This window comes from Bradyrhizobium sp. USDA 4472, from assembly GCF_054058595.1.
This window is the reverse complement of record NZ_JBSSAM010000001.1, coordinates 6272381-6285637: the sequence shown is the minus strand read 5'-3', so window position 1 is coordinate 6285637 and position 13257 is coordinate 6272381. Positions and strand designations below refer to the sequence as shown.

Genomic DNA, 13257 nt, shown 5'->3' with positions numbered 1-13257 from the left:
CTATGGAGAAAAACCTGAGGTTGGCCTGACGTCAGGTCATGGCCCCCAACCGACATCGAGCGGACGGCGAATTTCAACGCTCCGCGCGGTGACAGATTTGCGTCGGTTCAGGACCGTGGCCACGGAGGCACCTTGTAGTCCTTACGCTTGCCTTGGCTCAGCTCGAAGGCCCCTATCCTACCCTCCGATCGCCCAATGAGATTCCCTTGGTGCCAGTCGGCAATGCGGCCCAATCTTTCATCAGTGCTCGTCGGTTCTCGAGTTTCTGGCCACGTTGATAGGCCGCAGTCGTCTCGCTCTTGTGAGGGATCGTCAGCTTGCCGATGATGGGATAGGCGTAACGCTTGAGGGAAGATGGCCACTGATCGCGATGCTTCTCGCTCCAGCTCGACCAGTTGGCCCCGATGTATGCTTCCGCGCATTCCTCGAACGTCGACAACACCGCCTCGGTCTCGACCGCTTTCGCCTCTTCGCGTGCGTTTCGTCGTTCTTGGACGATGTAGAGACCTTCGCCGTCGGCGTATTTGCCGGGCTTGTTTTGGCGCTCTACGTCAAACGGTTTCAGCCTTCCAGCCATTGTTCTCCGGCAAAACGTCCTCCGAACCCACGCTCTAAAGCTACGGTCAGCGGCCCGATCAGGGAGAACACCGGGGAACTGCGAAGTACAGTCTTTCGGCCCAAGTCACTGATTTTGCTGTGGAGTTCGAACGACTGCGAACAGTGGAGAACAATATTCTGGCGGAAGGGGTGGGATTCGAACCCACGGTACCCTTGCGGGCACGCCGGTTTTCAAGACCGGTGCCTTAAACCACTCGGCCACCCTTCCAGCGCGGGAAGATCAGGCACTTAGCTAAAGGCGGCATCGAACGCAAGGCGAACTTGGACCCAAACTGGCCTGGGCCATTCTGGAGGTGCCGCAGCAGCCGCGCAACATCAACAGGCACCTGCTGTGGCTTGCGAGCGAGTGGGGTTTAGACGCGCCCCCGAAGGGGGCCGGACAGCATCGGAGGCGCTGAGCGGCTACTTGCCAGCGTCACCGCATCAGCTTCGACTGGATGCTCACTGGCTGTCCCGTGGATCTCAAGAAGATGGTCGACGAGCGCCGCGGGCGGCAGGCCGCACTACCAAGCACCGCGACCATTGTGGCGAAGCATGCCCAGTTCACGATCGGGCAGCAGGCGATCGTGACGCGGAGATCAGGCGCATACGGGTGGATCGCACATGAAGCCGCCGAACCCACTGGAAGCGTGACCGGCACCGGCTTCATGACGCACCGGCTACGGCTGAAGCGATAACGGCCAAGGGCCCGCCGGTATCCAAGTCGGCGGGCTTCTCTCTTGCGGCCCTCTCGGGCGACCAGTTTAATGCTCTCGATCACTGGGAGGATTGCGATGCAGAAATTGATTACGGCGGCCGCATTGGCTGCCGCGCTTGTACTTGCAGCATGTGGGAGAGAGCCCGGGCCAAAGGGTGATCCAGGACCTCAGGGGCCGGCCGGCCCGCAAGGTGCCCAAGGGATTCAAGGTGTGCCAGGACCCCAGGGGCCAGCAGGAGCGCAAGGACCCCAAGGACCGCAGGGACCGAAAGGTGACAAGGGAGACAAGGGCGATGCCGCGCCGGTCAATATCCGAGCGGTGCAGGCCGACGGCGCGGTCAATTGCGACGGCAGCGAAACGCTTGTGTCGGTCTTCTGCCCCAGTGGCGGCAGCGCGGATGGCGGAAAGTGCAGCACTTCGCCGACAATTGGTCTTTGCCTGAAAAAGTGAAACTGGAGCAGCGCCCGCCGGTTCGCGCCGGCGGGCTACTTATCATGCAAGGCAGGACACAATCGCTAAAACAACGTCGGCGCCCAGGTCTGCGGAATACGCCGAAAACACGACGCCGGCGATGAGCGCGACAGCAATCACTTTGAAAACAATCATTTGGAATTCCCCTCTTCAATTCAGGTGCGCAACGTTAGGCCGGATCCGTTTCCGTCGTGCTTCACGGGCACACCGAATGACTTCGTACACGTGGTCGTGATGAATCGGGAAAAATAGGCAATTTCTCAACGCGCGTGCTACTATGCAACCTATTTTAGAGGTTTGCATTAGGAGCTACCCCATTGCCAGCAAGTATCGAATCGATTGTTTCTGCCTATGTGCGTTTGAAGAACCGGCAAGCCCTGGAAGACATGCGAGAGCTTCGGCGCCAGTTGCTCGACGCGCTTCACTCAACCTCCAGCATCAACACGGATCAGTCTCGAGATTCGATCCTCGAAGATCTCCGCGTGATCGAGGATGGCCTAGAGCAGCTCCAGCCGCGCTAGTCGAAAACCCCCGCAGCATGCGGCAGGATGCGCTCAAGCGGGCAGACCCAAGCGGACAGACCAATGCCGCTTCAGCTCGGAGAAAAAAGCCCCAGCTTCACCAAAGGAAAAGTGAGCTGGGGCAAGGTCACCTTCTTGCCCAGGTTCTTGATCCTGGGCTATCGGGGAAACTTGGCAAGCTCACCGGCGTTCCGCGACCGAGAATTGGCCTTGGAACGCACACTACAAATGTTGGTTGAAGGGCTGCAGATACGCGCAGCGGGGCGGCCATGTGTAACAAGTGTACCGAGCTAGACAGCAAGATCGCACACTACCAAGCGATGCTGTCCCGCGTTACCGACAAGACGACTCTGGACGGTATAGCCGAGCTGATTGCTGAGCTGCTGGCAAAGAAGGCCGAACTCCACCCCGAGACTGAGGAGTAAAGCGCCGCCTGTCAGGCTCGCATTCCGGTGAAGGACGGCCCTGCCATGCAACAGCTAGCGTCTTCCTCCGCTTACGAAGCCAAAGCGAGGAGCCGCCCGTTTGTCGGGTGGGACGCGAACTGGTGTGGATTTGGCATCAATCCGGCGCGCGCGCTTGCAGTTCGGGCAGATGAAAAGGTGCGCGATCATCGACACTCGGCTGTCTTGCACCAACTGCGAGCGAAACCACCTCATGGCAATTTGGCAGTTTGGGCACTCCGGAGCCTCCAAGTGCTCCACCGCGTGTTTTGGTCTGTCCATACTCGCCTCTTGTTCAGAGACAGTAGCTGGGCACGAGCGGCGGCGGTATATCAAATGTGGGCTCGCTTAGATCATTTCGGTAGAACGTACCGGCGCAAGGTGAACTGAGGCCGCCTCGCTTGAATGGCTTGCTCGGTGCCGTCGCTGCTGGCGACAATGTTGGACCGCGCATGCCGCAGGCTGTGCAGACAAACCGGGGCTCGTATCCTGATCTCATCCGGCCATCGGTCGACGTAGTCAGCCGTAAGCTTGAGTTGTGGCTGCAGCGATAGTCCTGGCAGAACACGAGGGGATCGCGCACACCTGTTGACCGGAGCTCGCCCAGCGTGATCTTGAGCAGGCGGCCGTCATGTTCGGTGCGGTCCTCGAGCAAAGGGCGTGACATGCAGCCGTGGAAGCGCGGCGCCGATCGCATCGAGCGCGAGCACCACCGGAACCGACTACGTGGCGTGCGAGAGGATTTGAGGGAATTATCGGTTGAAGCCGATGAACAGATGAAGAATGGCCATTCCGAAACGTCTGGTGATCTGGAAGGCGCCCGAAATTTCGGCCAGCCCGATAAAGAACAGCCCATAAAAATAAGGCGTATAGCGCGGCTCCAATGCAAGGATGGGCGCTGCGAACCGTCTCCTGACCGGTTCGCGGTTGATAACGATGCTGCTTGCGATGCCGATCAAGGCGCCGACAAGCACGTCGCTCGGATAGTGGATGCCGAGGTAGACCCGCGCCACCGCAACGAACGTGGCGAATAGTCCGAAGAACAGGCCCCACCATCGCGAAATCAGCCAGAAGCTGGCGGCGATGGCAAAGAGATAGGTTGCGTAGTCACTCGGGAAGCTGCTCCAATTTTCGAGGTCTGGGTGCCAGGGCGATGCCATGCTCGGCGGGTTGGCCCCGATGCTGTACATCGGGCGCTCGCGAAAGGGCACCAGCGTGGATAGCGCGCGATTGATGATCAGCGATGCGGCGACCACCAGCAACATGGTCAGAACCGTTTCGCGCCGCCGCGGCATTTCCTTGTCAGGCCAGTACCACAACAGGCCCACGATGCCCATGAAGAGCGCACCCTTGAGTATGTCAATACTGTTAACGACGATCCGGTCCAGTGCCGGACTCCAGCCGCAGAAATCGTTCAAGGCTCGGAAGATCGAGACGTCGAGTCCGACTAGAAAATCTGTCACAGGTTGCCTTGCCTCCGCGTCGACCAAATGATCTAGATCAATCGAAGAAAGCACCCAGGGCGCCCCGCGCGGATTAGGCGTGGCTCTTGAACTAGTCGAGCACGAACAGCCGGATCGCGAACGACAGGTTGCCCTGCTGGCGGTTGCGGTCAATGTCACTAACCAGATCCGATAGTGTCATGTTGCGCTGGCTGGGAATCTCCTTCATGCCCGTCCAGAACGCCTCTTCCGGGCTGACACCGGACTTATGGCCGCCGACGACGATCGATCGTTTCACGATGGGCGATCTCATGCCTATTCCTCGCGCTCGACATGCGGGAATCTATTTCGGCGAGCAGTCGAAAAGCGGCCCGCCGGTTCACGCTGGCGGCCCCTCCGAACAGGCGTCAGTTCTGGCTCGGCGGTGCAGGGCCTCGATGGCTTTCCGATAATACTCTGCCACGCTGAGAAGAGCCTCTCGCTCGAGATCGAGGGAAGCGATGACCGCATGTTCTCTGCATGCCCTTTCGAGCCTGCGGAATTCCTTCAATTCCCGCTTCAACGCTAGCTCCAAGCCCGAGGCGACACGTCCAGAATTGAAACGTCAATCTAGCCAATTGCCGAAAATTCCCGCAACACAAATATCAACCATGGCGCGAAACGTCGCACCGCCAGGTCGGCTCGCGGAGCCAAATTGAATCCGGCCAGGCCGCCTAGCCTCGGCGATGGCCGCCGCGGCACGCTCCAAGAGAGCTTCCGTTTCGACGAGCCATTCCCTGTTATTAACATGGGTTAAGACCGGTTCCCGAGCTCGATCACGCGGGGCCGCTTCGGTTGAACTTCTTTGGATTCCATCTTCCCCGAGGGGAAGATCGAATGAGGCGCCTGACCCCGCAGATTATTGTTACGACAGCCGATGGGGTCCGTACCATATCGACGGATGGGACGATGCCGTCAGGCGCTTGTGGTTCACGATCTTCCCTGGCCTCCTTGAAAGTTGATTGCGCCGCATATGCATGACGAGAGTGCTCGGATCCGGGGCTTACGGTGACAGTGCACCCAACTCACAGCATCCGACTGCGGCTTGGCGGTCTAGCGTTGAGAGTTGTGTGCTGAGCCAATGAGGATTTCGTAGGCTCGTTCGGCTTGTTCCTTCGTCAAGTTGGCTGCTATGTCCGTTCCGATCAGCGCCGGTCCCTTGCGCTCTCGATCGTAGACCATCCAACCGAGACCTCCCATCCGAATGAGAAATCTGCGCGCTGGCAGTGCATTTTCACTCACCATAACCCCTTGACCCACTTCCCTGACGGTCTGGCGAGTAGACGGCGCGCATTTTCAGATTGCATCAATGTATGTGAATCCAACTTGGGAAAATTAGGCAAGGGAACTGTGCGAAAGCGAACGGAGCCGGCCTTCGATCTGCGTCTAGGCTGGTCCCTGCTTGGTGCAAGCTAGCCAAGCACCTCCAGCGGCCCCGGCCTCTACCTCAAAGCCCCCCACCGTGGCCGGGGCCGTCCTGCCTGTCATTCTGGTAGGCGATGATTGCAAGCCGTGCGTCCCCCCGGCTCGACGTCGGGCCGAACTCGGCGGCTCAACTGTCGCAGCCTCGCAGACGAGGCGTCGGTGATGCAAGGCAACGCGACGTTATGGATGTCCGTATCGGGCTCCGCCCTCACCTCACCCTGTCAGGCAAGCGTCAGGCTGGTGCTCTAGTTTCAAACGGCACTTGGGGCCAGTCATCGCAGCTGCCCCGTCAGCCATGCCTGATATCGGCGACACCGCCCAGGGTGTCGCTGGTGGCGAGGCCCGGTTGGATTCGCCTCCATTTCCGGGCCTCGTTTGGCTTCTCCGCAAAAGAAAACGCGGCGCCCCGAGGGACACCGCATGAAGTCTGTTTGTTGCGATCTGTTGCGTTGGCTCAGTAGCCGCAATGGCCGCAAGCAGGCTGCACCGGTGCGTAATAGGAATAACCCGGCGAGACCATCTCGGTGCGCTGGCGCGTGGCGTATTGCGGGGGGATGTGCTCGTACTGGACACCAGGGGGCGCCACCATCACGGTCTGCGGAACCATCACGGTGCGGTACTGCGCCGGCGTGCGGTGCGCGACCGTCGCACCTGGCGACACCATCACGGTCTCGTCGACGGTGCGGTATTGCGGAGCGACGTATTGCTGCTGATAGCAGGTCTGGCACGGCGGCGGCGGTGCGTAGCAATTGTAGCAGCCGGCGGAGGCAGCGCTCGTCATCGCAATCGCGGCGACGGCGGCAGAGAAAACGACAGCAAGAGTACGAGACATTATGGTGGTGCCCCAATTGCCCGAAATGGATTTGCGAAGGTCGCCGCAGTATACGCCGCAAAATCCGGATCTGCCGAAGTTCGTCGGGGCATCCTTAATGCGAACGGCCGGCTTGCGCCGGCCGTTCAGGACTCGTTGACCATGCGACCCCGCGTGACCGCGAAACTCGCGATCGCGCGCGCCTCGGGTCTACTTGCTGCGACGCTTCACTTCGCGCACGGCACCGCGCGCAGCACTCGTGGTGAGCGCGGCGTAGGCCTGCAGCGCGGTGGAGACATTGCGCTTGCGCGCAGCCGGCTGCCAGGCGGCATCGCCCTTCGCCTCCTCCTCCGCGCGGCGATTGGCAAGCTCCTCATCGGAAACCTCGAGCGTGATGCTGCGGTTCGGGATGTCGATCGCGATGCGATCACCGGTGCGGACGAGGCCGATGTTGCCGCCTTCGGCGGCTTCCGGCGAGAGATGGCCGATCGACAGACCGGAGGAGCCGCCCGAGAAGCGTCCGTCGGTAACGAGCGCACAGGCTTTGCCGAGCCCCATCGATTTCAGATAGCTGGTCGGATACAGCATTTCCTGCATGCCGGGACCGCCGCGCGGGCCCTCGTAGATGATGACCACGACCTCGCCGGCGACGACCTTGCCGCCGAGGATGCCGTCCACCGCGGCGTCCTGGCTCTCGAACACGCGCGCGGGCCCGGAGAATTTCAGGATCGACGAGTCGACGCCCGCGGTCTTCACGATACAGCCGTCCTGCGCGAGGTTGCCGTAGAGCACGGCGAGGCCGCCGTCCTTGCTGAAGGCGTGCTCGAGATTGCGCACCACACCCTTCTCGCGATCGCTGTCGAGCTCGTCGTAACGGCGCTCCTGGCTGAACGCGACCTGCGTCGGGATGCCGCCCGGTGAGGCGCGATAGAAGGTTCTGATAGCCTCGCTCCTGGAGCGCTTGATGTCCCAGCGCTCCAACGCCTCGTTCATGGTCGGCGCGTGCACGGTCGAGACCGAAGTGTCGATCAGCCCGGCGCGATCGAGCTCGCCGAGAATGCCCATGATGCCACCGGCACGGTGCACGTCCTCGACATGGACATCGGCGACCGACGGCGCAACCTTGCAGAGCACGGGCACCCGACGCGATAGCCGGTCGATGTCCTGCATGGTGAACTTGACCTCGCCTTCATGCGCCGCCGCCAGAAGATGCAGCACCGTGTTGGTCGAGCCCCCCATCGCGATGTCGAGCGTCATCGCATTTTCGAACGCCTTGAAATTCGCGATGTTGCGCGGCAGCACGGATGCATCGTCCTGTTCGTAGTAGCGGCGGACGAGATCGACGATGGTGTGGCCGGCCTCGACGAACAGGCGCTTGCGGTCGGCGTGGGTGGCGACGACCGTGCCATTGCCTGGGAGCGCCAGGCCGAGTGCCTCGGTCAGGCAGTTCATCGAGTTGGCGGTGAACATGCCCGAGCACGAGCCGCAGGTCGGGCACGCCGAGCGCTCGATCACCTTGACGTCGTCGTCGCTGACCCTGGAGTCCGCCGCAGCGACCATGGCGTCGATCAGATCGACGGCCTTGGTCTTGCCAGCGAGCTTGACCTTGCCGGCTTCCATCGGGCCGCCCGAGACGAACACGGCGGGGATGTTGAGCCGCAGCGCCGCCATCAGCATGCCGGGCGTGATCTTGTCGCAATTGGAGATGCAGACGAGGCCGTCGGCGCAATGCGCGTTGGCCATGTACTCGACGCTGTCGGCAATCAGCTCGCGCGACGGCAGGCTGTAGAGCATGCCGTCATGGCCCATGGCGATGCCGTCATCGACAGCGATGGTGTTGAACTCTTTTGCCACGCCGCCGGCCTGCTCGATCTCGCGGGCGACGAGCTGGCCGAGGTCCTTGAGATGGACGTGGCCGGGCACGAACTGGGTGAAGGAGTTCACGACCGCAATGATCGGCTTGCCGAAATCGCCGTCCTTCATGCCCGTCGCGCGCCAGAGGCCGCGCGCGCCCGCCATGTTACGGCCGTGGGTGGTGGTGCGGGAGCGATAGGCTGGCATGGCGGTTTCCGTCCTCGGGTTTGGCTGCCTGAGCGGGAAATATGGAGCCGCCTCAGGCCGTTCGGCCGGATAGCGCACAGGCCCGGCGCGCGCAACGGGAACTTGTCGTCAACCGGCCGGGATCGGCCGATCGCAGGCCTCCCCTGCTCCCGACGCGGTCCCGTTGCTAGCCCGAATGAAGCGCAGCGCGATCCGGGGCGCTCCGCTTTCGCTATCGCAGGATCGCGATAGCGAAAGCGGAGCGCGTGAAGCTGCAAGGCGCGATCTTCTCGCCGGGCCGAGCGCGCGCAGGCTCACGCATTCGCGCGCCGATCAAGCGCATTTTGGTCCGTAGTGCTCCGGAATGGAATCCTATCGAGACCTCGCGTACATCACGCTCATCGATCGGCGGCCACTTCCAAGGGCATCACCTCTGATCGCGCTACATGGGGTTGGGGGACCGCATGGGGCGGGGGTTGAAGGCTGGGGCAAGGTGACGAGGTCCGGACTCCTAGGCACTCCGGACCTCGGTACTTTCTACATCGCAACTTCGCGCCGCCGGCTTGATCAGCCGTGCGGCGCGAAGTCGTTTTGGGGCCGCCCCATCCGATATCGGGATTACTTCGGCACGTTCCGCTCGAGATCCTCGAGCCACGCCGCCGCGCTCGAATCCGAGGGCGCCCGCCAGTCCCCACGCGGCGACAACGAGCCGCCGGCCGAAACCTTTGGCCCGTTCGGCATCGCCGAGCGCTTGAACTGGCTGAAGGCGAAGAAGCGGCGCAAGAACACCTCAAGCCAGCGCCGGATTTCCGGGAGATCGTACGCCTTACGCTTGTCGGCCGGGAATGCCGGCGGCCATTCGCCCTTTGCGACGTCCTTCCAGGCCTGCAACGCCATGAAGGCGATCTTGGACGGCCGCAAGCCGAAGCGCAGCGTGTAGAACAGGTTGAAATCCTGCAGTTCGTAAGGCCCGACGGAGGCTTCCGTGCTCTGCGGCTTCTCGCCCGGCTTGACCGGAACCAGCTCCGGCGAGATTTCGGCCGACAGGATCGAGGCCAGCGTTCCGTTCACATCGCCGCTGAACTGTTTCGAGCCGATCACCCAGCGGATCAGATGCTGGATCAGCGTCTTCGGCACGCCGGCGTTGACGTTATAATGCGCCATCTGGTCGCCGACGCCGTAGGTGCACCAACCGAGCGCGAGCTCGGAGAGATCGCCGGTCCCGATGACGATGCCGCCGTGATGGTTGGCGAGCCGGAAGAGATAGTCCGTGCGCAGGCCCGCCTGAACGTTCTCGAAGGTGACATCGTAGACCTTGTCGCCCGAGCCGAAGGGATGGCCGATGTCCTTGAGCATCTGCGTGGCCGTGGTGCGGATGTCGAGTTCCTGCCAGGTCGTCTTGAGCGCCTGCATCAGCGCCAGCGCATTGGTCTTGCTCTCGCTGCCGGTGGCAAAGCCAGGCATGGTGTAGGCCAGAATGTTCTCGCGCGGCAGGCCGAGCAGGTCGACGGCCTTGGCGGCGACGATCAGCGCGTGCGTGGAGTCGAGACCGCCTGAGACCCCGATCACCACGCGCTTGGTGCCGGTGGCGCGCATGCGCTGCACGAGGCCCGCGACCTGGATATTATAGGCCTCGTAACAATCCTGCTCGAGCAGGCTCTCGTCGCTCGGCACGAACGGGAAGCGCTCGACCTTGCGCAGGAAGCCGATGTCGGCCGCCGGCGGATTCAGGGAGAACGTGATCTTGCGGTAGAAGCCCTCGCGCTGGCGGCGGTTGTCGTCGAACGTGCCCATCAGGGCGCGCTCCTGCCTGAGCAGGTCGAGATCGACGTCGGCCAACGTGATCTGGCCGTCCTGCCTGAAGCGCTCGCCCTCGGCCAGCAGCACGCCGTTCTCATAGATCGAGGTCTGGCCGTCCCAAGCGAGGTCGGTGGTGGATTCCCCTGCCCCCGCGGCGGAATAGACATAAGCCGCGAGGCAGCGCGCGGAGGTGGACTGACACAACAGCGCACGCGAGCGCGCCCGGCCGATCGTGATCGGGCTGCCCGAGAGGTTGATCAGCACGCTCGCGCCCGCCAGCGCAAGCTCGGAGGCCGGCGTCACCGGGATCCACATGTCCTCGCAGATCTCGACGCCGACGGTGAGGCCGGGAAAGTCCTCCGCCGCGAACAGCAAGTCGGTTCCGAAGGGTGCGTTCAGTCGGCCGAACGCGATCATCTCTCCCGCAATCCCGGCGCCGGAGGCGAAATGACGTCCCTCGTAGAATTCGCGATAGGTCGGCAGATAGCTCTTGGGCACGACGCCCAGAATGCTGCCGCGATGGATGACCACGGCGCAGTTGTAGATGCGATGGCCGAAGCGCAGCGGCGCACCGACGATCAGCACGGTCATCAGTGGCGCGGAGGCCTCGACGATCGATGCCAATCCACGCTCGACCGCATCGAGCAGCGGATCCTGCTTGACGAGGTCCTCGATGGCATAGCCTGAGAGGCACAGCTCGGGAAACACCGATACAGCGACCGATCGCGCGTCGCAGGTTTTTGCTGCCGCGATCACTGCCTTCGCATTGGCCGAGGGATCGGCCACATGGGAGGTGGTAACACAGGCTGCCACCCGCGCAAATCCGTGGGCGTAGATCGAGTGGAAGCTCATCGCGCAAAGGACCCTTGACCTTGTCGGACCGGCCGCCGCCGGCTCCAGCCTCTATGTAGCCCATCGACGGGGTCCCGTGCAGGCCATCGGCCATCATGCATAACGGACTTGCAAGCCACGCCTGATGTCAGGCGCTGCGCGCCAGCGCGCTGGAGAGGTCGTTGTGCAGCCATTCGGCGATCCGGGGCCAGGCATAGGCGTGCGTCCGCGCGCCCATGAACAGGCCGAGATGGTTGCTGGGCTCCGAAGCCGCGGCAATGAAAGCCGGTGGCGTGCCCACGAGTTTGACCGTGGCGAGCGCCTGCGCGGGCGGCACGACATCGTCGTCCAGTCCGGCCAGTAGGAAAATGGGCGCCTTGATGTCGCTCAGGTCGATCGCATGGCCTAGCGCCGTGAAACGCCCCGATGCGATGCGGTTCTCGCGGAAGATCCAGTTGACGATCTGGAGGTAATAGGTCCCCGGCAGATTGAGCGTCTCGGCGTTCCAGCGATCGAAGCGCGCCAGCAGGGCCGCGCCCTCCTCGTCCGAGAGGTCTTGCTGCAAGGCCGCCGCGATGTCGTCGCGCTCAGGCGTCTTCGACCAGACGTGCAGCATCTCGTCGCCGCTGACATTGCCGCCGCCGCGCGCGACGAGCTGATCATAGACCATCTCCGGCGCGTTGCGGGCGAGTTGCGACAGCCTGGACTCGACGGAGAGATCGACCGGCGCGCCTGCCAGCACCAGCCGCCGCACCTTGGCGGGGAAGCGCGCCGCATAGAGCAGCGACAGCCAGCCGCCCTGGCACAGTCCGATCAGATCAACGGGCGCGCCGATCTCGTCGATGGCGATGTTGAGATCCGACAGATAGCTGTCGATCGAGAGATAGCGCATGTCAGGGGTGGCCGAGCGCCAGTCGGTGAGATAGACGCGATCGATGCCGCCCTGTTGCAGCGATTGCACCACGCTGTGGCCGGGCGCAAAATCGGCGATCAGGGCCCGATGCAGCGCGTAAGGCGCGCAAACCAGGACTGGCTGGCCGGATCGCGCCCGCGCGCAATCGCGCAGCCGCATGGTGGCAAGCTCCAGCGCCACCGTGCCCGGCGTGGTCCAGGGCAGCTCGCTCTCGCCTTGCTCCACTGAGCCGCGCTCCAGCCACCAGAAGCAGGCGTCCATGGCCAGCCGTGCCGCCGCAAACGGCCACAGCACGGGCTCGCCCTGGACTTGGTCCGATCCGCCGGGCTGCCGGCCGGTTTTCTCCACCGCCATCACGCCGTGATCCTCACAGGAATGCCTCCAAGCTGACGACGGAAATGCCGAGTTGCTTGAAACTGCGATGGGTCGCCGCAACCGAGCCATCGAGATCGATGCCGCGGCAGGCATCCTCGATGACGGCAACCTCGAACCCCGCCTTGCGCGCATCCTCGGCGGAAAAGCGCACGCAGAAATCCAGCGCAAGACCGGCGACGAAGACGGCCCCCAGCTCGCGCTCGCGCAGATAGCCGAGCAGGCCGGTCGGCGTCCTCTTGTCGTTCTCAAGCAGCGCGGAATAGGAATCGATCCCGCGGCGAAAGCCCTTGCGCACCACCAGGTTGGCGCTGGTGACATCGAGATCCCGATGGAATTGGGCGCCCGCCGTACCCTGCACGCAATGCGCCGGCCACAGCACCTGGGTGCCGTAGTCGAGCTCGATGGTCTGAAACGGCTGCTTGCCCTGATGGTTCGGCGCGAACGAGACATGGTCGGCGGGATGCCAGTCCTGCGTCAGCACGACATTGGCGAATTTTTGGGCAATGCGGTTGATGGCGGGCACCACCTTCTCACCGCCGGGGACCGCCAGCGCCCCGCCCGTGCAGAAATCGTTCTGCACGTCGATCACCAGCAGCACGTCGCGATCGGATATCTTCATCGCTGGCCTCATTTGGTCCGCCCGGCGCAATGGGCGCCGGCCGTTCTCGTCAATGTCGATCTTCCCGCGCTGCTTCGCAACCGCTGCCATCCCTGCAACGATGTCCGGGCGCGGCCGGGCACTCGGCCCCCGGGTGCAACGCTTTGGCGCGGTCCGTGTTACTAATTGTACCCCAGCGCGGATTCTCTGGTATCCGCGACATCAGGATTGG

General features: G+C 62.9%; 10 protein-coding genes and 1 tRNA gene. 2 read left to right on the top strand and 9 right to left on the bottom strand.

The window, feature by feature from the left end:
- Positions 1-172 precede the first annotated feature (172 nt).
- Positions 173-577, bottom strand: coding sequence for a phage integrase central domain-containing protein (locus ACVWZ4_RS29580; RefSeq protein ID WP_456735145.1), 405 nt, complete (start codon positions 575-577; stop codon positions 173-175).
- Between the two features lie 159 nt (positions 578-736).
- Positions 737-826: transfer RNA gene (locus ACVWZ4_RS29575), tRNA-Ser, on the bottom strand.
- A 247-nt stretch (positions 827-1073) separates the two neighbouring features.
- Between ACVWZ4_RS29575 and ACVWZ4_RS29570 the strand changes: the two genes are divergently transcribed.
- The gene (locus ACVWZ4_RS29570; protein ID WP_456741712.1) at positions 1074-1295 is read left to right on the top strand and encodes a hypothetical protein; all 222 of its coding nucleotides are present in this window, start codon (positions 1074-1076) and stop codon (positions 1293-1295) included.
- 809 nt (positions 1296-2104) lie between these two features.
- Entirely contained in the window at positions 2105-2308 is a 204-nt protein-coding gene (locus tag ACVWZ4_RS29565) for a hypothetical protein (protein ID WP_456703588.1), read from the top strand.
- Between the two features lie 1195 nt (positions 2309-3503).
- Here the strand turns inward: ACVWZ4_RS29565 and ACVWZ4_RS29560 are convergent.
- The 7 genes from ACVWZ4_RS29560 to pncA form a co-directional block, all read right to left on the bottom strand.
- The gene (locus tag ACVWZ4_RS29560; protein ID WP_456741711.1) at positions 3504-4268 is read right to left on the bottom strand and encodes a phosphatase PAP2 family protein; all 765 of its coding nucleotides are present in this window, start codon (positions 4266-4268) and stop codon (positions 3504-3506) included.
- Between the two features lie 37 nt (positions 4269-4305).
- Entirely contained in the window at positions 4306-4506 is a 201-nt protein-coding gene (locus ACVWZ4_RS29555) for a ribbon-helix-helix domain-containing protein (protein ID WP_456741710.1), read from the bottom strand.
- Positions 4507-6111: 1605 nt separating this feature from the next.
- Positions 6112-6438, bottom strand: coding sequence for a hypothetical protein (locus ACVWZ4_RS29550; protein ID WP_456703591.1), 327 nt, complete (start codon positions 6436-6438; stop codon positions 6112-6114).
- 240 nt (positions 6439-6678) lie between these two features.
- Positions 6679-8529: a dihydroxy-acid dehydratase gene (gene ilvD, locus ACVWZ4_RS29545; RefSeq protein WP_456703592.1), complete on the bottom strand. Its 1851-nt coding sequence runs from the start codon at positions 8527-8529 to the stop codon at positions 6679-6681.
- A 597-nt stretch (positions 8530-9126) separates the two neighbouring features.
- The gene (locus ACVWZ4_RS29540; protein WP_456703593.1) at positions 9127-11160 is read right to left on the bottom strand and encodes an NAD(+) synthase; all 2034 of its coding nucleotides are present in this window, start codon (positions 11158-11160) and stop codon (positions 9127-9129) included.
- A 127-nt stretch (positions 11161-11287) separates the two neighbouring features.
- Positions 11288-12406, bottom strand: coding sequence for an alpha/beta fold hydrolase (locus ACVWZ4_RS29535; protein ID WP_456741709.1), 1119 nt, complete (start codon positions 12404-12406; stop codon positions 11288-11290).
- 13 nt (positions 12407-12419) lie between these two features.
- On the bottom strand, positions 12420-13058 hold the full coding sequence (pncA, locus tag ACVWZ4_RS29530; protein WP_456703595.1) for a bifunctional nicotinamidase/pyrazinamidase: 639 nt from the start codon (positions 13056-13058) through the stop codon (positions 12420-12422).
- Between the last annotated feature and the right edge of the window lie 199 nt (positions 13059-13257).